Source organism: Gemmata algarum (assembly GCF_034097035.1).
Lineage (GTDB): Bacteria > Planctomycetota > Planctomycetia > Gemmatales > Gemmataceae > Gemmata > Gemmata algarum.
Map to the genome: position 1 here is coordinate 286,960 of NZ_JAXBLV010000001.1, position 24,518 is coordinate 311,477.

Annotated in this window: 13 protein-coding genes; 12 read left to right on the forward strand and 1 reads right to left on the reverse strand. The window is 66.9% G+C overall.

Annotated features, from left to right (window positions below; all coding sequences use genetic code 11):
* Window positions 1-17: 17 nt before the first annotated feature.
* Together R5W23_RS01175 and R5W23_RS01180 are read left to right on the forward strand one after the other, a co-directional pair.
* Window positions 18-1,583, forward strand: coding sequence for a TolC family protein (locus tag R5W23_RS01175; protein WP_320684744.1), 1,566 nt, complete (start codon window positions 18-20; stop codon window positions 1,581-1,583).
* A gap of 732 nt (window positions 1,584-2,315) precedes the next feature.
* On the forward strand, window positions 2,316-2,699 hold the full coding sequence (locus R5W23_RS01180; RefSeq protein WP_010037939.1) for an STAS domain-containing protein: 384 nt from the start codon (window positions 2,316-2,318) through the stop codon (window positions 2,697-2,699).
* Between the two features lie 66 nt (window positions 2,700-2,765).
* Here R5W23_RS01180 and R5W23_RS01185 read toward each other — a convergent pair whose 3' ends face one another.
* A complete protein-coding gene (locus tag R5W23_RS01185; RefSeq protein ID WP_320684745.1) occupies window positions 2,766-4,373 on the reverse strand; it encodes a hypothetical protein in 1,608 nt (535 codons plus the stop codon).
* Between the two features lie 593 nt (window positions 4,374-4,966).
* On the opposite strand from R5W23_RS01185, the gene R5W23_RS01190 reads away from it, so the two are divergent.
* The 10 genes from R5W23_RS01190 to R5W23_RS01235 all read left to right on the forward strand — a co-directional run bounded on the left by R5W23_RS01190 (window position 4,967) and on the right by R5W23_RS01235 (window position 24,474).
* Window positions 4,967-7,204, forward strand: coding sequence for a TolC family protein (locus tag R5W23_RS01190; protein ID WP_320684746.1), 2,238 nt, complete (start codon window positions 4,967-4,969; stop codon window positions 7,202-7,204).
* 562 nt (window positions 7,205-7,766) lie between these two features.
* Window positions 7,767-8,717: an efflux RND transporter periplasmic adaptor subunit gene (locus R5W23_RS32860; protein WP_456320360.1), complete on the forward strand. Its 951-nt coding sequence runs from the start codon at window positions 7,767-7,769 to the stop codon at window positions 8,715-8,717.
* A 224-nt stretch (window positions 8,718-8,941) separates the two neighbouring features.
* The gene (locus R5W23_RS01200; RefSeq protein ID WP_261185929.1) at window positions 8,942-10,222 is read left to right on the forward strand and encodes an ABC transporter permease; all 1,281 of its coding nucleotides are present in this window, start codon (window positions 8,942-8,944) and stop codon (window positions 10,220-10,222) included.
* Between the two features lie 121 nt (window positions 10,223-10,343).
* Window positions 10,344-10,946: an RNA polymerase sigma factor gene (locus R5W23_RS01205; RefSeq protein WP_320684747.1), complete on the forward strand. Its 603-nt coding sequence runs from the start codon at window positions 10,344-10,346 to the stop codon at window positions 10,944-10,946.
* Between the two features lies 1 nt (window position 10,947).
* Window positions 10,948-13,206 (forward strand): WD40 repeat domain-containing serine/threonine protein kinase, encoded by a 2,259-nt coding sequence (locus R5W23_RS01210; RefSeq protein WP_320684748.1) that lies wholly within the window; start codon window positions 10,948-10,950, stop codon window positions 13,204-13,206.
* 116 nt (window positions 13,207-13,322) lie between these two features.
* Window positions 13,323-16,211, forward strand: coding sequence for a WD40 repeat domain-containing protein (locus R5W23_RS01215; RefSeq protein ID WP_320684749.1), 2,889 nt, complete (start codon window positions 13,323-13,325; stop codon window positions 16,209-16,211).
* Between the two features lie 96 nt (window positions 16,212-16,307).
* A complete protein-coding gene (locus R5W23_RS01220) occupies window positions 16,308-17,939 on the forward strand; it encodes a DUF1549 and DUF1553 domain-containing protein (RefSeq protein WP_320684750.1) in 1,632 nt (543 codons plus the stop codon).
* A gap of 59 nt (window positions 17,940-17,998) precedes the next feature.
* Window positions 17,999-19,345 (forward strand): DUF1501 domain-containing protein, encoded by a 1,347-nt coding sequence (locus R5W23_RS01225; RefSeq protein ID WP_320684751.1) that lies wholly within the window; start codon window positions 17,999-18,001, stop codon window positions 19,343-19,345.
* Window positions 19,342-21,003: a hypothetical protein gene (locus R5W23_RS01230; protein WP_320684752.1), complete on the forward strand. Its 1,662-nt coding sequence runs from the start codon at window positions 19,342-19,344 to the stop codon at window positions 21,001-21,003. Before R5W23_RS01225 ends, R5W23_RS01230 begins: the two co-directional genes overlap by 4 nt.
* Window positions 21,004-21,441: 438 nt before the next feature.
* A complete protein-coding gene (locus R5W23_RS01235; protein ID WP_320684753.1) occupies window positions 21,442-24,474 on the forward strand; it encodes an SMP-30/gluconolactonase/LRE family protein in 3,033 nt (1,010 codons plus the stop codon).
* The last annotated feature ends 44 nt before the right edge of the window (window positions 24,475-24,518 follow it).

A 24,518-nucleotide genomic window follows, 5' to 3' on the forward strand; every position in this document is an offset into this window, starting at 1 on the left:
CACGGACGGCCCTTGCATTGGCGCTCACATTCTCAGGGGCCGGGTGCGCCACGCGCTCGCCGCTGCCGGACGGTGCGTTCGTTCGCGATCCCCTCCCGGCCCCCCAGCTCCCGCCGGCGCCCAAACCGCAGCCCCTTCCCGCCCCCCCGGCGCTCGCCCCGAGCGCCGACTCGCCGCTCCAACTGGCCGAGGTGCTCAAGAGCATCGACGCCGCGTTCCCGCTGCTGTACGCCATCGAGCAGGAGCGGGTGATCGCGGCCGGTCAACGGCTGGCGGCGGAGGGCCAGTTCGACCCGACCGTTCGTGCCGGCGCGGTCGATCAGTCGGGCACCTTTTCCAGCACCCGGCTCGACGCCGGCGTTCAGCAAGCCACCCCGTTCGGCGGGGTGACCACGTTCGCCGGCTGGCGCCAGGGTTTGGGCAACTTCCCCATCTACTACGGCGAGCGGAAGACGGCCGAGGGCGGCGAGTTCCGCGCCGGGGTAAACGTGCCGCTGCTCCAGAACCGTGACATCGACGCGCGGCGTGCCCGCTTGCGGGCCGCCCAAATCGCCGAGCGCGCGGCCGATCCGACGATCCGCCGCGCCCGCCTGGACGCGTTCCGGGCCGGGGCGCAGGCGTACTGGGCCTGGCAGACGGCCGGGGCGCAGTATCGGATCGCCAAAGACCTGCTCGCCCTGGCCCAGAAACGTCAAGCCCTGCTCGACGAGAGTTTCAAAGCCAAAAACATCGGTGAGGCGGTGCCGACGCTCAACCGCCGGCTGGCCGCCGGCCGCGAGGAAACGCTCCTCGCCGCCGAGCGCACCTTGCAGCAGGCGGCGCTCCGCCTCTCTCTGTACCTGCGCGACCCGGCCGGGGACCCGGTGGTCCCCCAAGCGGAATGGCTGCGTCAAGATTTCCCGGAACTAATCCCGGCAAGCCCCGCTCCGGCCCAACTAGGGGCCGACATCGCCGCGGCACTCGCCCAGCGCCCGGAACTGGTCCAGTTCCAGTTGGAGAAGGAGCGCCGCGCGGTCGAACTGCAACTGGCGACCAACCAGTTACAACCGGCGCTGAACGCCTACGCACAAGTCGCTCAGGATGTGGGCATCGCGAAAAAGACGTTCACCGGGAGCGGGCCGTTCGACACCGACCGCACGGCGGCCGAGGTCGGCGCCACGTTCGAGGTGCCGCTGCCGTTCCGCAACGCCCGCGGGCTGAGCGCAACCGCCCGCGCGCAACTGGCCCAGCTCCTGGCCCGCGAGCGGTACGCACGTGACGACGTGACCGCACAGGTTCAGGACGCGGTGAGCGAGCTTCAGCAGGCGTACCTCCGGGTCGGCAAGGCGCGCGAGGAACAGCGTCAGGCGCAGCGGGTGCTGGAGCTGGACACTGAATCGTTCAAGGCCGGAAATACGAGCCTGATCGACCTGAACATTCAGGAAATCGCGGCTGCCGAGGCGCGGGTGAAGGTCGTGACGCTGCTCGGCGGCTACTTCCAGGCGGTCGCCAACTATCTCGCCGCGCTCGGCCTGGACGCGACGGGTCCGCAGGGGGGCGCGGTGCTCCCGAACCCCGCACCACAGGCACCCCCGAAGCCGTAACCGCTCGGTATCACGATCGAGCGGCGCCGGCGCGTACGAAGGACCACGTGCTTCACCGCGCCTCCATCCGCACGGCGAAACGCCAACATCGGTCTCATCAGCGGAATTCGTCCCGGCGTGCGACGAGAACCGCGAGAACACAACCCGCTGGGACACCGAAATAAACCGCGCCGCACGGGCTCCGCACTCCGACCGCGAGCCCGTAAATGAGCGTAAGGCTGCAAATGACGACCGACGCATACCACGCACCGGCCCAGCGCATCTGGATGCCCAAACCGACACCGGCCCAGATGAACGTGCCAACTCCCACGATAACCAAAAACGCCAGCGCCCGGGCCGTAACACCAAGATCTCCGGCGACGGAAGCGAAACCCGTACCGACACAGATCCCGCCCGCGGCCATCAGGAAGTGAAGAGGCGCGACCACGGAGACGACTCGGCTTCGCGCACCGGTTGGTTCCGCCCACGGGCGCACCGGCTCCGGTGCGAGTGGTGTCGGTGTATCGCAGTTCGGACACTGTGGGACATCCGGGGGAGCACGCGCGGCGGCACGTACGGGGCGCCACAACCCGGACAACGAATACGAATGAGCAACTCCCCAATGAGTTGGGAGTATCGGCACCCGCTGCGGTGGTGTCAACCGCTTGATTCGACACCCGGTTGCGGCTAACTTGTCTGATGACCGGACACGCTCCTCACGTGCGGGTCACCCGCCACATTTGGATCCCCGCAATGGCGTCCGACGCGAACCTGACGAACGAGTTCTTCCAGGTGAAGCGCCACGGCGACGTGGCGGTGATCGTCCCTTCCCCACAGATTGAAGACCTGCCAGAGACGCTGCTGCAACCCGCGGCAGAAATGGTGCTGGCGCCGCTCAAGGAAGACCCGCCGAACAACATCATCGTGGACCTGTCGGCGGTAACGTATTTCGGCTCGGCGTTCATCACGTTTCTGCTACGCTGCCACCACTTGCTCGCGAGCCGCGGGAGCGAACTGGTGCTGGCGGGTGTGAACCCGAACATCCGCGAACTGCTGCGGATCACCAACCTCGAAATGTACTGGGCGCTCTACGACAACGCAGCCGAAGCGATCTCCGCCCTGAGCGGCACGGATTGAACGGAATGAGAGGCGTGTTGCTTCGCGGGCTGTTGCCGCACAACACGCCGTGTTTATTCTTCTGCGTCACTTCACGCGCTCGAACATGACGGCCCGCTTCCCGCGGCTCACCTCGCGCCACCTCTCCGTTGCGCTCATTAAGTACTGCTCGATCGGCGGTTTATCCAGAGTGGGCGGGTTCGACAGCACAATGGCGCGGTCGAACTTGTACCGCTCGGCCCACCCCTCGAACACCGGCCCGAGTTTTTCCGGCGTTTCGCCCAGTGCGTCGGAGTACGCACGAATCCACTCGTCGCCGTACAGTTCGCACCGGTCGTCCATGAAGATCTTGAGCCGCGGGGCGTGGTAGATGAGGTAGCCGCCGAGGTTGGCGTCGTTGAAGATCGGTGTGCCGGGGGGCACGCTCGCCGCATATTCGGTCACCTCGTGCGTCAGGTCGGACGGAACGAAATCGGGATCGAGACGCGCCCACCCGCAACCGACCACCGGCGCATCGACACCACGGACCTGGAGCGTGAACACGGCCGCGACTAGCACCGCCGGCAGCACGCACGCGGCCCACAACGGCCCCCCCCGGTTCGTCGCTTCGGTCGCGTTTGCGGTATCCCATGCGGTGGAGCCGTCGCCGTGTTCGACCAGCAACCGGTGCCAGACGGTGTGTTGCCACAGGTCCGCAATGGCCACCCCGGCGCACACCGCGAACAGCGGCCCTTGACGGATGCCTTTGAAGCTCAACACCAGCCACACGAGCGGGACCAACCACGACACCCGCAGCGCACGAGGCAGAGTCCCCGCCAGTAACACGAGGTAAAAAATGCCCAACCCGATCACCGCCAGTCCGAGCGCCGACGACGGGTCCAGCGGCATGTGCTCGTTGACGACTTCCGGGAGCACCTTCGACGCCACGATCCGCTGCCAAATGCGAATCATCTCCAGGCCGTGCGGGTTCACGAACGGCGTGAGTCCGCAGGCGGCCACGATCGCGACCAGTAGAAACGCGGTGCGCCAGGAACGGATGGGGGCCGCCAACGAGATTTGCGTGCCTTGATTTGGGACTTGCGACTTGAAGACCTGTGACGTCAGAAAGATCAGTCCCCACCCCGCAACTGCCAAACCAAGCGTCATGGTGCCGCCGAGGACACCGCCGTGAAGGTTGGTCCACACAATGAAAAGCGGAATCAGTCCCGCGAGCCGCCATTCAGTGCAGCGCCCGCGCTCGTAGTCGATGACACACATCATCGTCCAGCCGAGGAACGCGATGGTGAACATGTGCGGCCGAACGAAGTAGTGGAACGCGCCGACAAACAGCACGCCGCCCACGATCACGCCGGCCAGAAGCGGCCCCATCCCCCCCTGCACCGCCCGCCGGAAGATGAGGGCGAACAGTGCCGCAACGCCGGTCGCGAACCCGAGCAGCATCGCGTCGAGTCCGCCGGCACGGTGCGCAAGGGCCATCAGCACTTCGGCCCCCCACTGCTGGGGAACCCAGCGCTGCCCCTCGAACGTGTAGCTAAACGGATCGGTTTGCGGCATTCCGCGGTCGATAATGATTTCACCGACCTTAACGTGCCAAAGCGCGCCGGGATCGTAGAACCCTCGGTCACGGAACGCCAGCATTAGGCCGAGCCAGGTGAGCAGGAAGAACACTGTTTCGGGACGGACCAGCCGTTTCATATCGCGCATCCGACCGCCTGAGAGATCACGTCGGAAGCGTAGAACAGATTTCAGGCCGGTGTAGAGAGGTGAGACGGGTCACCGAACCGAGCTGTTGAGGAGTCACCCGAATTACTCGGGCGATCCAGGCTTGGTTCGACAGTAAAGTTCTTCAGTTGGAGTCGCCCCGCGCCGATTAATCGTTACATGTCCCCGTTTCATTACAGCCCGACTTTCTCGAAACGCCTTGTGTTGCCAAACGTCTGATGAGTGCATTGTTCGTAGTTCTCGGGTCCGTTGTGAGTTTCGCGAGGTTGCGAATGTTACGCGACCAACAAAACGGAGATAAGCTGCGGAGGCCGGGATGCGAGTGCGGCGTGCGACGCTGACGCAGAGAAGTTCAAAAGCACAGCACCAGTGAGACACTGCACGAGATTTCCGTCAAGAGCCCTGGGTCGTCAAATCGGTTACCGGCGCAGCTCGCCGGACCGAACCACGTGGCCCGACCGTGGAGCCCTATGCGAGCGGTGGTATTACTCCTGGCTACGTGTCTGTTCTGCGGTTGCAGTCGCAGCCATTACCGCAACGCCGCCGATCGGGAGACGTACCCGATCGTGGCCGAACGGTCTGCCCTCGGCCGCGGGTATGACATTGGTCGGCTCCGGTTGGAGCCCGCACCGGGATCACGTCTGGCCGACCCGTTCGACCCGGACCGCCCGCCCAAGCCCCCGGACGACCCGGCCGCCGCAATCCTCATGGACCACCCGTACAAGTTCCGCGGCTCGAAGCGCTGGGGCAAGGACGGGTACGCAGACAGCATCGAACCGATCGGATGGGAGACGGCCCTCGCCCCGGACGACAAGGGCGTCGTCAAACTCGACCAGAATAAGGCCGTCGAGGTCGCGCTGCTCAACAGCCGCGAGTACCAGACGGCCCTTGAAAACGTCTACCTGACGGCCCTGGGGCTGACGCTCAACCGGTTCGAGTTCGACCTGCGGTGGTTCGGCCGCAACGCCACCACCTATACCCACACCGGCAACAGCTCGCTCCCCACCGAGTCGAACAGGCTGGCCTCGACCACCGACGTCGGGTTCGAGCGCAACCTCGCCGCCGGCGGGCAGTTGCTGGTCGATTTCGCCAACAGCGTCACCTACGAGTACACCGGCGGGGCGGTCGGCGGGGTCCGGTCGAACCTGCTGCTCAGTCTGACCCAACCGCTGCTCCGGAACTTCGGGCGCCAGGTGCGGCTCGAGGGGCTGACCCAGGCGGAGCGGGACGTGCTGTACGCGGTCCGCGACTTCGCCCGGTTCCGCAAGCAGTTCTATGTGTCTGTCGCCACCCAGAGCGGCGGGTACCTCAGCCTCCTGCTCGCCACCCAAACGCTCCGGAACTCGCAGGCCAACCTGAAGCGGCAGGAGGAAACGTACCGGCTGTACAACGAGCTGTTCCGCGGCGGTCGGGCGTCGGTGGTGGAGCTGGACCAGTTCTACCAAAGCCTCCAGGCCGCCCGACAGGATGTCATCGACACCCGCACCTCACTGGAGAACGCCAAAGACCAGTTCAAACTCACCCTCGGGCTGCCCCCGCGGCTCCCGATCGATCTGGACGACAGCCCGCTCGACCAGTTCATCCTGGTAGACCCCGCGCTCGAACGGCTTCGGGAGCAACTGGAGGAGTTCCAGCGCGTCCGTCTGCGCGAACTGGACGCGCCGCCGTCGCTCGACGTACTCCGAAAGGCGTTCGCCGACCTGCGCGAGCTGGCGGGCGGCGGTCCGGCGGCGGTCCGGTCGGCGGCGGCCGATCTGGACGCCTTCGGCCGGCAGCTCGACCGTCCGGAGCGACCGGGCGATGATCCCGAGCAGCGGGACCGGGACAGGGCCACGTACACCAGCCTGAAAACCGCTCTGACCGAAGCCGGCGACGACCTGGCGAAGTTCACCAGGAGGATCGAGAAAGACAGCACAGCCGTAACCGAAGCGACCCGCAAGGAGGGGTGGGAGGCAGTGGTCCAGGACGCCAAGTTCCTGCTGACCGCCCTCGACGGGGTGATCACCGTCCAGACGCAATCACGGATCTACCGGATCGAGCTGCCGGAGATCGACATCCTGGAAGAACCGGCAATGGCCTTCGCGAAGGCGAACCGCCTCGATCTCCAGAACCGGCGTGCGCAAACGACCGACGCGTGGCGGAAGGTGACGGTCACCGCGAACGCCCTGCGCGGCGGGGTGAACGTGGTGGGCACCGCCAACCTCGTCACCGACGCGGACCACGACAAGCCGTTCAACTTCGCGGGCGAGGCCAGCTCGTACAGCGTCGGCCTCCAATTCGACGCACCGCTCAACCGACTGGCCGAGCGGAACGCGTACCGCGCGAGTCTGGTCACGTACCAGCGGTCCAAGCGCGAGTTCGTCGCGCTGTCGGACCAAGTGGAGCTGCAAATCCGTCAAGACCTGCGGGAACTGGCTCGGCTGCGGCCGTCGTTCAGCATCGCCCGGCAGCAGGTACTGTCTGCCGCCCGGCAGTACGAGAACACTCGGCTCACCCTGCTCGGCCCGGGCGGCCGTAAGGGCCCAAACGACGCGACCAGCTTGCAGCTCCTTCAGGCCCTGAGTACCCTGTTGGCACAACGCAACGCGCTGGCCGCGAACTTCATCCAGTTCGAGCAACGGCGGCTCCAGCTCCTCCTGGACCTGGAAGAGCTCCAGCTCGACGACCGAGGCTTCCCCACCAATGCGCAGCCCAGACCCCCTGCCCGCTCCGGCGACCGCGACGGCCGCGGAACCCCTTCCCCCGGGCTCCCTGCCGCCCCCGCCCCCCGGCCGCTCGCTCCCCGCGGCCCGGTCGTCCCGTAAGTCCGGCCGGCTCGCGCGTGCGGCCCGGTACGCGGCGGCGGCGGCGGTCGTCGGGGCGGTCGCGTGGCTGGCGGTCCGCCAGTTGCTGCCCGGCCGGCACATCGACGAGGTGCTGGCCGCCACCGCAACCGTTGGGGACCTGGAAATCGTGGTGGCCGATAAGGGGGAACTGGAAAGTTCCGAGTCGGTTCAGGTGATGTGCGAGGTCGAGGGCGGGGGCAAGATCACCACCATCTTGCCCGAGGGCACGGTGGTCAAGCGGGGGGACGTGGTCGCCCGGCTCGACACCGACGCGCTTCAAAAGGCGATCAACGAGCAAGAGGTGAAGTGGGAGCAGGCCGAGGGGAAGGTGAAGGCCGCGATCAGCGAACTGGAGGTGCAGCGGAACAAAGCCGAGGGCGAGATCGCGAAGGCCGAGCTCGCCCACGTGCTCGCGGACATCGACCGGGAGTCGTTCCTGGAAGCCGAATATAAGGGCGAGCTGGACAAGAAGAAAGCGGCGCTCGAGCTCGCCAAAAAGGAGCTGAAGGAGGCCGAGGACAACCTGGAGTTCACCCGCGGGATGGTGAAAAAAGGGTTCGCCCAGTTGGAACAGATCCGAATCGTGGAGCTGACCCACGAGCAGAAAAAGTACGCCGTCCAACAAGGGAACGCGGACCTGCTCCTGTTCACCAAGTACACCAAGCGGCGCAAAACCACCGAGTTGGAAGCCAAGGCCAAGGACGCCATCCGCGACCTCGACCGGACGAAGAAGAGCCAGGCCGCGGCGACCGAAAAGGCGGCCAGCGAGGTGACCGCCGCCCGCAAGACCGCCGACCTGGAGAAGCGGCAGTTCGAGCGCATCCGGGACCAACTCGGCAAGTGCGAGGTGAAAGCCCCGGCCGCCGGCATCGTCATCTACTTCAAGCGGCCGTGGGACGAATCGGCCCGCATCCGCCCGGGCGGGCAGGTGTTCTTCCAGCAGCCGATCTTCACCCTCCCGGACCTGAGCCAGATGAAGGTCAAGATGAAGGTCCACGAGACGGTGGTGAAGAAGGTCAAGGCCGGGCTGGGCTGCACGATGAAAATCGACGCCCTCCCCGGCCAAGTGCTCCACGGCAAGGTCGTGTCCGTCGCGACGCTGGCGCAGGGTGACGACTGGCGCGGCGGCGGGGTGAAGGAGTACGAGACGACCATTTCGATCGACGACATGCCGACCGAAGCGGGCTTGCGCCCGGGGATGTCGGCCGAGGTCAAGATCCTGGTCAAGACGGTGCCCGGTGCGCTAACCGTTCCGGTCCAGGCGGTGACCGAGGCCGGCGGCCGGCACGTCTGCTACATCGCCACCGGCGACAAGGTCGAGCAGCGGGAAGTGACCGTCGGCGACGGGAACGATCAGCTCATCCAGGTGGTCGCCGGGTTGTCCGCCGGCGACCGGGTGGCGCTCGACGCCCGCAACCGCGCCGCGGCCGAGTTGGGCACACCGTCCACGCCCACGCCACCCGCCGCGCTCGGATCACCGGCCCCGAAGTGACGGCCCCGGGCGGGCACAAAGAACCGCGGAGTTTACACCCGCCAGCCCACGCAGGCCGGTGTAAACTCATCAACGAGACTGCGTGCGAGATGGAAGCGGCTCCCGCGCAATGGGTTCCCTGCCGTTCTCAGTTGTGTGAACTGTTCGGATCCGTCTCTCGGGTGGCCCGAGACGCGACTGACTCGCGTTGCAACCTCCGCGTGCCCTCGCGTTGAGCCGCCCTTATGGTCCCCTCTCGCTTCACCCACCCGCTCAAACTCGGCCTCAGAAGTCTTGCCGCCCACCGGCTGCGGACCCTGCTGACGACGCTCGGCATCGTTCTCGGGGTGGCGTCCGTGATCGTCATGCTGGCAGTCGGCGAGGCGGCCCGGTACCAAGCGATCAAGCAGCTCGAAGACCTCGGTGCGACCACCATCCTGTTGCGAAGCGTCAAGCCGACCGACGAGCCGACCCAGCGCCAGGGGGTGGACCTGCTCGCCTACGGCCTCACGTTCCGGGACCTGGAACGCATCCGCACGACCGTCCCGACCGTGTCGAACGCGACCCCCATGCGGGAGTACCGAAAGACCGTCCGCCACCTGGACAAGAAAATGGAAGCGCGGGTGATCGGGGTCACCTCCGATTTTCTCCGCCAGCACAACGTCCGCATGGCGGCCGGGCGGGGCGTCGAAGCGGCCGACGAAGAGGCGTTCGCGCCGGTCGCGGTCCTCGGGTCCGCCGCGGCCGAGGCCCTGTTCCCGGCCCAGAACCCCCTGGGACAAGCTCTCACCGTGGAGAGCCCCGATCGGCAACGGTCGTTCACCGTCATCGGGGTGATCGCCCCGAAAACGCTCGCGGCCGGGGCCGACGGCGGGGACGCCGATTTGAACAAGGTGGTGTTCATCCCGTTCCAGACCGACCGGGTCCGGTTCGGGCGCGAGCTGATGACCCTCAAGGCCGGATCGTATTCGGTCGAGCGGCTCGAGATCAGCCAGATGACCATCACGGTCGGGAACGTGGCCGACGTGCCGCGGACCGCCAAAGCCATTCAGTCCCTGTTGGACCAGTACCACCCCCGGAAGGACGTGGTCGTCACGGTCCCGCTCGACCTGCTGCGCAAGGCTGAGGAGACGCAGCGGCTGTTCACGCTGATCCTCGGGTCGATCGCGGGCATCTCGCTGGTGGTCGGCGGGATCGGGATCGTGAACATCATGCTCGCCACGGTGACCGAGCGCACGCGGGAGATCGGCATCCGCCGCGCGCTCGGCGCGAAGCAGCGCGACATCGCCGCGCAGTTCCTGGCCGAATCGGTCCTCCTGTCGTGCTGCGGCGGTATCGCCGGGGTCGCACTCGGGATCGGCCTGTCGTTCGCGATGAGCGGACTGATCGGGTTACCGGCCATCATCCGCGTCTGGTCCCCCCTGCTGGCGTTCGGGGTGTCGCTCCTGGTCGGGTTAATCTCCGGGGTGCTTCCGGCCCGCCGCGCCGCCCGGCTCGACCCGGTTGAGGCCCTTCGGCACGTCTGACGTGCGACTGGCCTTTGACGAACCCCGACCACACCTTCTGGTGCGTTCGGCCGATCACGGGGATAGCTCTCAGGTTTTCCGGCGTATCCTATCCGAGGTACCGAACTTCGGAGGTGAATTGATGAGTGCGGGTCCGCCGACGCGCCCCAGCCTCGTCGGTCGGCTCCGGGACCGTAACGACCGGGCAACCTGGACCGAGTTCGTGGGGCTGTACGCGCCCGTCGTGTTCGGGTTCGCCCGAAAGGCCGGCCTGCAAGACGCGGACGCCGCCGACCTCACACAGGAGGTCCTCCGTTCGGTGGTCGGGGCCATCACCCGGTTCGATTACACCCCCGCCCGGGGCGGCTTTCGCGCCTGGCTGTTTCAGATCACCCGCAACCACGTCCACTCCTTTCGCCGGGGCACCGCCCGCGCCGCGCGCCTCACCGCGCGCGCCCCCGGCGCGCCAACGGTACCGCTCGAAGAGGTCCCGGCGCACGAGGAAGCTCTCGAAGCCGCGTGGGAGCAGGAGTGGCGACGGGAGCTGTTCGCCCGCGCGTGCGGGCACGTCCGCCCACTGGTCGAGCCCGCCACCTGGGAGGCGTTCCACCAGACCGCGGTGCTCGGCCGCGCCGGGCAGCAGGTGGCGGCGGAACTCGGCCTGTCGGTGGCCGCTGTGTACCTCGCAAAGAGCCGGGTGCTGGCGCGGCTGCGGCAGTTCGTCCAGGCCGCCGAGGAGGAATGACATGGTCGATCGGCTCGCGTGCCCGGAGTCGGCCCGGCTCCCGACACTCCTCGACGGGCGCGATCCGCCCCGCGACCTGTTCGAGCACCTGGCGCAGTGCCCGCGGTGCCAGCACGCGCTCGAGTGTTTCGCGGCCGGGGACTGCGCGTGGCTCCGGTCGCCGCCGGCCGCGGACGCAGACCGCCCGCCGCACCTGCGGCAACTGCTAGACGCCCTCACGCGGCTCACGACCGCCGCCGACCTGTTCGCCGTTCCGCCCCGCAACCTGTCGCTGGACTTCCTGCTCCCAACGGATCACCCCGAAGCGCTCGGGGCCGTCGGACCGTACCCGGTGCTCGAGGTGGTCGGGCGCGGCGGGATGGGGGTGGTGTTCCGCGCGTTGGACCGCGCGCTCAACCGCGTCATCGCGGTCAAGGTGCTGGCCCCGCAGTGGGCGGCAAACGGCACCGCCCGGCAGCGGTTTTTGCGCGAGGCCCGGGCGGCGGCGGTCGCCCACGAGCACGTGGTGAGCATCCACGCGGTCGACGAGTCCAACGGGCTGCCGTACCTCGTGATGGAATACGTACCCGGCCCGTCGCTCCAGGAGCGGATCGACCGTGACGGCCCGCTGGACCCGAAGGATGTGGCGCGCGTCGCGCTGCAAGTGGCCGCGGGGCTGGCCGCGGCCCACGCCCAGGGCCTCGTCCATCGCGACGTGAAGCCGGCCAACATTCTGCTCGAGAACGGGGTCGGGCGGGCGCGACTCACCGACTTCGGGCTGGCGCGCGCGGTCGACGACGCCGGCACCACCCAGCACGGCACGATCGCCGGCACGCCGGATTACATGGCCCCCGAACAAGCCACCGGCCAACTCGTCGACCACCGGGCGGACCTGTACGCACTCGGCTGCGTGATTTACGCCGCCAGCACCGGCCGCCCGCCGTTCCGCGCGGCGACCTCGCTGGGCGTCATGCACCTCACGGTGACGGCCACGCCGGCGCCGATCCGCACGCTGAACCCGGACATTCCGCCCGACCTGGCAGCCGTCGCGCTGCGGCTCCTGGCGAAAGACCCGGCCGACCGGTTCCAGACCGCGGAAACGGTCGCGGCGGAACTCCGGGCAGTGCTCATCCGGATGCAACAGCCGGACCTCGCGCCGCGCCGCAGCAAATTGCGCACTCGGGCTGTAGCCGGGATAGTTGTTACCCTCACGCTGATCGCGGCCGTCCTGGCCCTTCGTCCGCGGAGCGATCCGCCGGAGATCACGGCAACCGATCCGGGCGACGGCCCGCAACCACTTTCACCAGTGGCCCCTTCAACCCTGCCCGGTGATCTGGCCCCAGTGATGGCCTTTGAAGGGCACCGCGGAACCATTCCGGGCTTGGTGGTCCACCCAGACGGAGCGCGGTTCGTGTCCGTAGGCAGCACGTTAACGCGGGACGACGGCACCATTCGCCTTTGGAACACGGCATCCGGAAAAAAGACGCACCAGATCCGCGCCGACGGGGTCCGAGCCGAGTGCGTCGCACTGACACCCGACGCGAACACGATCGTTGCCGGGTTCATCGACGGAACGGTGCGGATCTACGAGTGGGATTCGGAAACGGAACTCGTGCGACTGAAGGCCGACCGGGTTCCTATTACCTGCGTCGCGTCCGAACCGGCCGGCCGGCGGATCGCGATCGGCGATGCCCGCGGGCGCTTGCGGATATGGGACCCCGCCACCGGTCGGGTCGGGCCGACGATCTCGGCACACGAACCGCGCCCGTGCCGCGGGGTGGCGTTCGCGCCAGACGGCAAGATGGTGGCCAGCGTCGGCCTCGACGGGGCGCTGCGCACCTGGGACGTGAGCACCGGGTACGAGCGCCTCGCGGTCATTCTTGGCACAGACCTCGCATGGGGGGTGTCGTTCGCGAGCGGCGGGAAACAGCTCGTTACCGCGGATCCGTTCGGCGCGGCAGTTTGGAGCGCGGAAACCGGGCACCGGCTCACCGAACTCCGCGACGGCCGTGTGACGCCCTCGACCGCCGTGGCGGTATCAGCGGACGGCACGGCCGTCGCAACCTGTGGACCCGACGGGTTCGTGCGCGTGTGGCACACCCGCACGAGCGCACTCGCGCTGCGGGCGGCGGCAGGCGGCCCCGCGTGGTCCGTGGCCCTGACCGCGGACGGGAAGCACGTGCTGGCCGGTTGCGGCGGGTCGGGCCAACGAGAGCCGCCCGAGGCCGGCAGCACGTCCGTAATTCGGATGTGGCCGGTCCCCGCACCACACGGCCGATAACCGACCGGTACGGTTTGTAGCGGAACGGATTTTACACGATAGGTTCTCGCGGACGGAACGTATTGGGCTGGGCGGCGCGTACCGGGCCTCCGAGATCGACCTACCAGGGCGTTCCGATGAAATACGGCGTGGTGTGGCTCGCGGTAACGTTCGCGGTCGTATTCCCCTCATCGGCACAGGACGAACCGAAACAACCCAAGAGCGCGCCCGCCAAAGCGGCCCCCCCTCCGACCAGAGCACCGCGATTCCACCCGACACCGGTGCCGCTATCTGGGTCGAGCGGTGAGGTTCACACCCTGGCCGTTTCGCCCGACGGAAAGCGGGTCGCCTACGGCGGCGCGACGAGTTTGGCGGGCGGGTTCGTCGCGGTGCGAGAACTGGAAACCAAGAAGGAGCTTTTCGACCTGGCGCTGCGGCAACCGGCCGGTTCGGTCGCGTTCTCGCCCGACGGGCGACGCATTCTGGTCGCCGGAGCCGACCGCGAGGCGCGACTGGTCGAGGCCGACACCGGTAAAGCCGTCTTCAGCCTCAAGCTCAACGGCACCGCCCGTGCCGTGTTCAGCCCCGACGGGAAGATTATTGCCACGGGCACCGCGGCCGGAGCCGTCCAACTCTGGGACACCGCAACGGGCGACGAGTTGGTGAAGCTCCCCGGGTCTACGGGGCGGTTGTCGGGCGTGGCGTTCTCCCCGGACGGCAAAAAGCTCGTCGCGTGCGGCGCGGAATGGGCCACGAACGGCCCCAGCCGAGGTGTGGTGTTTGTCTGGGATGTCCGCACGCAGAGGCTAACGACTCAGCTCGAGACCGGTCCGGGGTTCGTCTCAGCCGCCGCGTTCACCGCCGATGGCAAAGCACTCGCCACCGGCGGCGGATCGGCCCAGGTGCGGCTGTGGGATCTAGCAACGGCAAAGGAACGGGCCGTTCTATCGGGACCCGGCCAGCCGGTAACGGCATTAGGCTTCGCCTCTGAGAGTAATCTACTCGCCGGGCTGTTCGGTGACGAAACGGTGCATGTTTGGGACACGGAGGCACAACAAGCGCTCGCGACCGTGATTACACCCCCGGGAACCTGTCGCGCGATAGCACTCACTCCGGGTGGCAAAACCCTCGTGACGGGAGGAGCGCGGCGAGCGGTAAAGGTGTGGGACGTGGCCGCAGGAAAAGAACTCGCCACACTTCACCAGGACCCGCTACCGCGTGACCTGCCCGTCCCGCTCGCCTTGGCGACCGCACCGAACGGTTCGATTGTCGCGGTCGCGACCGAGGAGCAGGGCATCACCCTCCGCGACGCCCGGACCGGTGAACACCGGGGCGGTCTGAAGGGCCACGAGGACGCCGTCACCTGTCTCGCGTTCTCTGCCAACGGAAAAACTCTCGCTTCGGGCAGCGCCGATAAAACGGTCCGGCTGTGGGACGCCGAAGCGCGGAAGGAGCTTGCCGTCCTGAAGGGTCACACCAACTGGGTTTACGCCATCGCGTTCAGTCCGGACGGCAAGACCGTCGCAACAGGCGCGTACGACAAAACGGTTCGCATGTGGGACGTAGCGACTGGTAAACAGTTACGTTCGATCGATGCCCACCGCGGGTCGGTCCGTGCGGTCGCATTCTCCGCGGACGGCAAGGTGCTCGCATCCGGCGGGAGCGACCGGACGGTCAAGTTGTGGAACGCAAAAACCGGGGCGCTTGTGAACGCGCTGCCGGGACATCAAGGCTCGGTGCGCGGGATCGCGTTCTCGCCGGACGACAAGGCACTCGCCTCAGCCTCCGAAGATGGCACGGTGCGGGTGTGGAGCGTCAGCGAGGCCAAGGAACTGATCGCGCTGCGGGGGCACACCGACGAAGTGGTGTGCGTCACCTTCGTCGGACCCGATGGGCTGGTGAGCGGCGGGGCCGACGGCACGATCCGCGTGTGGGACGCAGCCACCAGAACGTCAATCATGAACGCGCTCGCGCACCCGGGCGGGGTGACCGGGTGCGGGGTTTCGGGCGGCACCGGGCTGGTGTCTGTGGGCCAGGACAAGGTGCTGAAGCGCTGGCGCGCGGACGCCCCGGGGCCGGTCCGGTTGCTCGCCGGGCACACCGGAGCCGTTCACGCCGCCGTCTTCTCGCCGGACGGCAACCGGATCGTGTCGGGGGGCAACTGGCCGGAAGGCGACAAGACGGTGCGCGTGTGGGACACCGCGACCGGCCAGGAAACACTCAAAATTGACCTCTCGACACAGGTCGCGATGGTCGCGTTCTCGCCGAACGGGAAGTTCGTCCTGGCGGCGGGCGACGACCACAGTTCATACCTTTTTGATGCCTCAACGGGTCAAGTGGTGCGCAAGTTCCGAGGGCACGCGGACGGAGTCCACGGAATCGCCTTCTCGCACGACGGCAAGCGCGTGTTGACCTGTGGGGCGGATAAAACCGCCCGCCTCTGGGACATGGAAACCGCCAAGGAGCTGAAGCCGTTCACCGGCCACACGGGACTGGTTCGCCGGGTGGTGTTCCACCCAGACGGGCGGCACGCGCTGTCCGCCGGGCGGGACGGCGTGGTGCGGATGTGGGAACTCGACACCGCCAAGGAAGTACGTCAGTTCCGCGCGTCCGGGAACTGGGCCGACTGTCTTTCCGTCTCCCCGGACGGCAAGTTCGTGGCGGTCGGCGGCAAGGAAACGAAGATGTACGAGGTCGAAACCGGGAGGCTCGTCCACACTCTTGACGGCCACCCGTACGGCACCACCACCGTGAGCCACTCAGCCGACGGCAAGTACATCCTCACTGGCGGCTACGACGGGTCCGCCAAGTTGTGGGACGCGGGCACCGGGAAAGAGCTGTATCAGTTCCGCGGGCACAGCAACTTCCTCTGGTCTGCGACCTTCTCCCCCGATGGCAAGTGGGTTCTCACCGCGTGCGGCGGCGTCAGCACGGACGGGTCGTTCAAGAAGGGCAACGATTTCCTCATACGGCTGTGGGCGATGCCGGACGCGCAAACGATGGCCGAGTTCGGTCCCGCGAACTGACGCACCGCCACAACCTGATCTGACCTGACACTCAATCCGGGTAGTCGTGCCTGCGCCACAGAACCAAATGGCGGAGCAGGGACGGGCTACCGAACCGTGAACGAGGCCGTTGTCATGTGCCACCTGCTGTTGGGGTCGGTTACGGGCGCGCTGCTCGCGGCCCCTTACCCTGCGGTCGGCGCGGACCCGATGAGGTCAGCGCGACCGGAACCGGCGCCCGCGGTCACAACGAAGATCGATCGCGCGCTGGAATCGGCATGGGCGAAGCACAAAATCACTCCGGCCGCGCCGGCAACCGACGCGGAGTTCCTTCGCCGCGTGTACCTCGATCTGGCCGGGCGCGTGCCCTCGGTGGCCGAGGCGCGTGCGTTCTTGAGCAGCGCGCGAGCGGACAAGCGGCGTGCGCTCGTCGCCGAACTGCTCGGCCGCCCGGTCTACGCCCGGCACTTCGCGGCCGTGTGGCGCCATCTGCTGCTGCCGGAAGCCGATACCAACTTCCAGGTTCAGTTCCTGGCACCCGGGTTCGAGCAGTGGTTGCGGGGGCAGTTCGAGCGGAACGTTCCGTTCGACCGCATGGTCCGCGACGTTCTGACAACGCCCGTCGAACGTGACACAACGCAGCAGGCCTTGAGGGGCGACAGCGGAACGAGTCCGATCGCGTTCTACCTCGCGAAAGAGGCGAAGCCGGAAAACCTCGCGGCAGCTTCCGCGCGCGTGTTCCTCGGCATCCGGCTGGAATGCGCCCAGTGCCACGATCACCCGTTCGCAACCTGGACCCGCGACCAGTTCTGGAGCCTGGCGGCGTTCTTCAGCGGCATCCGCACGCAGGACCGGGGCGGAGGGTTCGCGTTACCGGAGAAAGAGGTCCTGGACCGGCGCGAGCTGATCGTTCCGGGTAGCGAGCGGTTCGTTCAAGCCACGTTTCCGGACGGCACCGAACCGCGGTGGCGGTTCAAGGTCGGCCCGCGCCAGACCCTCGCGGAGTGGGTAACCGGACGGGAGAACCCGTACTTCGCCCGTGCCATAGTGAACCGGGTGTGGGCGCACCTGTTCGGCGTCGGGTTGGTCGAACCGGTCGACGAGATGACGGGCAGTCCGGACACGGTGACCCACCACCCGGAACTGCTCGACGAACTCGCAAAGGCGTTTGTGGAGAGCGGGTACGACCTCAAAGGGCTGATCGAATCGATCACCGCCTCGCAGGCGTACCAGCTTACGAGCCGTGGCGCCACGGCCGCCGCGCCCCTGTTCTCGCGTCAGCAACTCCGCGGGCTGACCGCCGAACAACTCTTCGACAGTTTGGCGGTCGCCACTGGGCAGCCCAACGAGTTCCGCGAAGACCCGCGGTTCGGGGCACGCAATTCCCCGCGGACCGAATTCGTTATGAAGTTCGGCCAGCAGTCCGATCGCTCCGTTGACCACGAGATGACCATCATCCAGGCACTCACGCTGATGAACGGATCGTTCGTGAGCGGCGCGACGAGTCCGGAGCAGAGCGAACTGCTCTCGGCGGTCCTTGCTGCGCCGTTCCTGACCGAGCGAGGGCGTATCGAGACGATGTACTTGGCCGCACTGGCCCGAACGCCAACCGCGAACGAGATGGAGAAGGCTCTGGCGTTCGTCGCGAAAGCCGCGGCTGAAGGCGTCCCGAAGAGGCGTCGCGATGAAGCCGTTGCCGACATCTTTTGGGCGCTGCTGAACAGCGCGGAGTTCTCGTTCAACCACTGACATCAGGCGGCCCGCGGCAACATCCGTGTGAGGTCCGAACCGCGCACCAGGAGGTTCCGATGTCTTCACGCCACGACTCACGGTTAGACCGCCGGCACTTTTTGCGGGCCGGCGCGGCGAGCATCGGGGTCAGCCTCTCCGGCTGGCTCGGGCGGCTCGCCGCCGAAGGTGCGGCCGACCCGGCGCGCAAGCGGGCGTGCATCCTACTGTGGATGAACGGCGGGCCGAGCCAGATCGACACCTTTGACCCGAAGCCGGAACACGCCAACGGCGGACCGGTGAAGGCGATCGGCACGAAGGCCGCCGGCGTCCGCATCAGCGAGTACCTCCCGAAACTCGCCCAACGGGCCGATAAACTCGCCGTCGTCCGGAGCATGGTCACCAAAGAAGCTGACCACAACCGTGGGAGCTACCTGATGCGAACCGGGCGCGTGCCCGGCGGGCCGCTCCGGTACCCCACGCTCGGCTCGTTCGTTGGTAAGGAACTGGTCCGGCCCGACGCCGAGCTGCCGGCGTTCGTCAGCGTCGCGCCGTTCCGGCAGCTCAGCCCGGAGGCATACGGCCCCGGGTTCCTCGGCCCGCGGTACGCCCCGCTCGTCACGGCGGAGACCGCTACTGATCCCCCGGCCGACGACATCAGCCGGGTGCTGCGCGTACAGGACCTTGACCGCCCCGTCGAAGTGTCCGCGGAGCGCGCAGGCGCTCGCTCCGCCTTCCGGGACGGTATGGACGCGGAGTTCCTCGCCGACCACCCAGACGCGACGGGGGAGGCGCACCGCACCGCATACCGGCGCGCGGCGGCGCTCATGCGGGCCGCCGGGGGCGAGGCGTTCAACCTGACTCAAGAGATGGACGCGCTCCGCGACAAGTACGGGCGCAACCTGTTCGGCCAGGGGTGTCTGCTCGCGCGCCGGCTCGTGGAGCGAGGGGTGCCGTTCGTCGAGGTGACGCTCTCGTCGGCGCCAGGGGTGAACAACGGGATCGGCTGGGACACGCACGACAACAACTTCGACGCCGTGAAAAAGCTGTGCGGCGTCCTCGACCCGGCGTGGGCCGCGCTGATGGACGACCTGCAGGCCCGCGGGCTCCTCGACACCACCACGATCGTGTGGATGGGAGAGTTCGGGCGCACCCCGCGCATCAACTCGAACACGGGCCGCGATCACTGGGCCAGCGCGTGGTCTACCGTTCTCGCCGGCGGCGGTATCAAAGGCGGGCAAACCGTCGGCACGACGAGCGCGGACGGGATGGATGTTAAGGACCGCCCGGTATCGGTGCCGGACCTGTTGGCGACGGTCTGTACGGCGCTCGGACTCGACCCGGCGAAGCAGAACCTCTCGCACATCGGCCGGCCCATCCGGCTGGTCGAGTCGGCCGGGGTTCCGCTGAAGGAGGTGGTGTCGTGAGCACGCGCATCGTTTTCGCTTCAGTGCTGCTCCTCGTGACTGCGTTCCCGGGGGCATCGGCTGAGCCGAAACCCGAGCCGCTCGACCTCGTCTGCATGACGGCCACGCGGCCGGTGCTCGTTCGGCTAGATGTCGCGGTGGACGGCAAGCCGTTGGTTGTGGAGTGGGAGTCCTTCGCGCGAGCCCTGTTCACGCACCTCGACGCGAACAAGAACGGTGCGCTCGAAGGAACGGAACTGGCTCGCCTTCCGCCGACGCTCACACTGTTAACTGTCCGGTCCGGTTTCCCGCTGCCGGCGGCGCCCGCGCTGACCCGCGACGGGCTTACGGAGTACTTGCGGGCGAACGATCTCGGACCGCTCCGTGCGCTCATTTCCGGTGGCGTCGCGCCGGTCTTCCGGCGCCCGATTCGAGGAAATGCGGTCGGGGCGGTCCAGGCGCTCGACAAAGCGCTGTTCGAGGCGCTCGATTCCAACACGGACGGGAAATTGACCGCGGACGAGTTAGCTGCCGGGCCGGCGGTGCTTGCGAAACTCGATACGGACGAAAACGAACTGGTCAGCGCCGAAGAGGTGCGCGGGTTGCTGGTTGGTGCCGACCCGCGCGTAACGCCGTTCAACGAGCCAAGTGCGAGTTCGTTTCCTCGGTTCGGGTTGCGCGTGGCGGCGCGGAAAAGTGATCCCGTTCTCGCGAAGCAGTTGCTGAGTTGGTATCAGCCCAAACGGAAAGACGATGTCCCAGCCCGGCGGCTCACGAAGGTCGATCTGAACCTCTCAGACGAAGCGGTTGCCGCGCTCGACCGGGACGGGGACAGCGAACTCGATCCGGAGGAACTGGGGCGCTTCGGCAGCGCGTGCCCGCCCGCGACCGTTCTCGCGTTGCAACTCGGGCAAACACCGCCGGACAAATCCCCGGCCGCCGTTCTCTCGGTGGGAAAAGCGGACCTTACTGTGACCACGGGAAATCAAGGAGCCGACGTTACGTTGGTGGGAACGGGCGTGCGGGTCGACTTCGTGCCGACGAGCGACGGCGCCGACCCACGCGGCCTGTATGTAAACACGTTCCGTCAGTTTGATCGCGACGCCAACGGATACCTGGACGCCGCCGAGATCCGAAGGAGTGACGTCTTCCGCGACCTGTTCCCGCTGATCGACGCCGACGGCGACGGCAAAGTGTTCGAGAAGGAACTGCTCGCGGCGCTGGACGAGATCCGGCCGCTGGCGGCGCTGGCGGCGCGTGGGTTGGTCGCCACAAACGTGACCGAGGCGGGACACGGCCTGTTCGGAATCATCGACGCGGACGGCAACGGCCAATTGTCACAGCGTGAACTGCGACAGTTACCGAAGCTGGCAAAGCACTTCGCCACCGCGAAGGACGGGTCGTTCCGGCTGGCGGACGTGCCACAGCACTTACGGGTGACGTTCGCGAGCCACCCCGCCGGCCCGTGGATGATCGAGGCGCCCAACGATCGGTCCCGCGAACCGCGATCGGCAGTTGGTCCGCCCTGGTTCCAGAAGATGGACCGGAACCGCGACGGGGACGTGTCCCGGCGCGAGTTCCTGGGATCGGAAGACGACTTCCGGCGTCTCGACCGCGACGGCAACGGGCTGATCGACACCCACGAAGCCGAAGCCGCCAGCAAGCCGGAAACGCGGTAGGGGATGGGGGATGAAGAGGCGGATAGTCGTGGCTTCGTTTCGGCACACGCGCGCCTCGTACTCGTGAAGACAGATTTTGACAGGATCGACAGGATTTCAAACTGATCTGTCTTTATCCTGTTTATCCTGTCGATCCTGTCAAAATCTTCTCGGCCCGCCATCGGGCTTTGGGTGCCACACGCCCTCGTCTCGGGCTCACCATGCCCCCCAAGCGGGACGCATTCCGCCATGCGTTCCAAGAGCGTTAGGCGCGCGAGCGGCTCGCGGCATTCGATCGTTTCGTCAGGATGAGCGGTCGCGCTGACGAAGCACTGGTCGACGATTTGTCCCGTCGCACCACCAACACTTCGAGCACGTCTCGCCGCTCTACTCTGTTGCACTCTCACCTCGCCTCCGTCACACTAATCGCCATCGGCCCTGCCCTCCCCTGGTGGTCTCATGTCACGATCCGCACTCGCTCTCATCGCGCTGCTCGTCACGCCACTCGCCGTTCTCGCGGCCGACACGGTTCCGGCCAACAAGCAGTACCAAGCGTTCGTTCTGAAACAAGCCGCAGAACTACGTAAGGGCGACAAACCTCCGGCCGCGCTCGCCGAATGGGAAAAGGTGGGAACCGAACTGCGCAAGAACCTGTTTGATGCGTGGGGCGGAGCGGCGTGCTTCCTGCCGAAGCCGTGCGACCTGGACCCGAAGCGGCACGGCGAACCGCTCACGCGCGACGGGTACACCGTCGAGAAGCTCACCATTCAGACGCGCCCCGGCGTCCGCATGACCTGCAACCTGTACGTCCCCGATTCCGCAAAAACGAAACCCGCGCCCGCGATCTTGCAGGTTCACGGCCACTGGAAAGGCGCCAAGCAGGACCCGGTGGTGCAGTCCCGGTGCATCGGCGCCGCGAAGCTCGGGTTCGTCGTGCTGTGCGTGGACGCGTTCGGCGCCGGCGAGCGCGGGGTCGGAACCGCTCTGGGCGAGTACCACGGCGACATGACAGCCGCCACGCTCCTCCCCATCGGCCTGCCGTTGTCGGGGTTGCAGGTGTACGAGAACACGCGGGCGGTCGATTACCTCGAAACCCGCACGGAGGTGGACAAGACGCGCATCGGCATCACCGGCGCCAGCGGCGGCGGCAACCAGACGATGTACGCCGGAGCTTGGGACAAGCGGTTCAAGGCCGTGATGCCGGTATGTTCGGTCGGCAACTATCAAGCGTACCTTCAGACCGCGTGCTGCATGTGCGAGGTGGTCCCCGGCGCGCTGAAGTTCACCGAGGAGTGGGCCGTCCTCGCGCTAACCGCCCCCCGCGCCCTGTGCGTCGCGAACGCGACGAAAGACGGCATCCAGTTTTCGGTCAGCGAGGCAAAGAAGACACTCGCCTTCACTGCGCCTGTCTTCAAGCTGCTCGGGAAGCCGGACAACCTGCAACACGCGGTCTTCGAGGGGCCGCACGACTACAGCAAGTCGATGCGTGAGACGATGTACGGCTTCATGACCCTGCACCTCAAGGGCGAGGGCAACGGCGAACCGATCCCCGAACCGAAGTTCGCGACCGAACCCCCCGAAAACCTCCGCTGCTACCCGGGCGACACGCGGCCGAAGGACTTCGTGACGATCCCCAAGTTCGCGGCCCAAGAAGCCCGGAAGTTGCTGGAGGCGAAGCTCGCCCCGACCGCCGACGGGTGGCGCCAGGAAGTCGCGCGGGTGCGAACGGTATTGATCGAGAAGAGCCTCGGCGGGTTCCCCGCCGCCAAAGCCGAGAGAACCCCTTTTGAGGGCGATCAACGCGGCATGGTGTGCTCAATTCGACCAGAACCTGGCCTCGAAATGTGTCTGACGAATCGCTACGACTGGCAAGCCCCTTCGCTCAAGAAATCCACGCTCACGATCGTCTTGAGTCTCGACGGAAACGAATCAGAAACGTGCCGGAAGCTTGAAGAAAAGGCTCGGAGCCTTGGGTCCTCGACCCTGAAGCTCGATTTGCGCGCAGTAGGCAGTCGGGCGTTCCCAACCGACCGCGTCGGCCGCGCGCCAGACCACAACTCAGCCGAATGGGGTCTGTGGCTTGGGCGGCCACTTCTGGGGCAATGGGTGTTCGATGTCCACCAAGTACTGAGTAGTTTCCCCGAGGCTACTGATGTACGGGGGCGACCGGTCGATCAGGAGGTCATCCTGATTGGTGACGGACCGGCGGGTGTCGTTGCCTTGTGTGCCGCCGCGGTGGAGAAGCGCATCACGAAAGTCGTTGCGATCAACACCCTGACCAGCTTCGTGACGGACGAACCGTACACGAACCAGCGCCTCGGGGTGATGGCGCCCGGCTTGCTCCGCGACATCGGGGACGTGGCGCACCTCGCCGCCCTCTGCGCCCCGAAGCGCGTTGTCATCGCCGGTGGCGTGTCGGGCGGTGGTACCGCGCGGACCGTTGACCAACTCGCGGCGGCCTACGCGCCGGCGTCTGCCGCGTTCGAGCTGGTCGGTCGAAAAAACGATTTCGTCATCACCACCCCCGACAGGGTCCTGAAGGAACTCGACCTTCTCGCAAAGGCCGAGAGCGGTGAACCGGTCTTCGAGCCCGGGGCGAAACTCATCACACTCGCGGGCAAAGGGGCGGCGGGCGAAGGTCCAGCGTGGGACGCCGACCTCGGCGTGCTCACCAGCGGCGAGAAGGGCATCCACCAGTTCACCCCGAAGGGCGAAAGCACGGTGTGGCGCGAGAAGGCGGGCACGAACGGCCTCCTCTTCGACCGCAACGGCTCGCTGGTGTGCTGCGAACCGGTGTCGCACGCGGTCTCGCGCGTCACCCGCGACGGCAAACGCACTGTGCTAACCGACTCGTTCGGGGGCAAGAAGTACAACCAGCCCAACGACCTGACTATTGACTCCAAGAACCGCATCTACTTCAGCGACCCGCGGTACGGCCCGCGCAACGACATGCAGCAGTTCGACGAGAACGGAAAGACCATCGAAGGCGTGTACCGGATCGACACCGACGGCAAGGTGAGTCGCGTCATCGGCCGTGAGGTCGAGCGCGCGAACGGTGTGCTCGTATCGGCCGACGATAAGTACCTGTTCGTGGCAGACAACAACAACGACAAGGGTGGCGCACGCAAGCTCTGGCGGTTCAACCTCCAGGCCAACGGTACCGTCGATCTCAAGTCGCAGAAGATGCTGTACGACTGGAAGACGGGGCGCGGGCCGGACGGCATCAAGCAGGACGCCAAGGGCCGGCTGTACGTCGCGGGCGGGCTGAACAAGCCGACCGCGGCCGAACCCGCCGAGGACGTGAAGGGCGGCATCTACGTTATCGACCCCGAGAGCGGCAAGTTGATCGCGTTCCTGGCAGTGCCGACGGACGAGGTGACCAACTGCGCGTTCGGCGGCCCGGACCTGAAGACGCTGTATATCACTGGTGGCGGAACGCTTTACAGCGTCCGCACGACCACACCCGGGCGCGTGATCTGGCCGAACAAGTAGCCACGCGCTGGCCGCGCGTCACTTCGGCGACGCGCGGCGCGTGG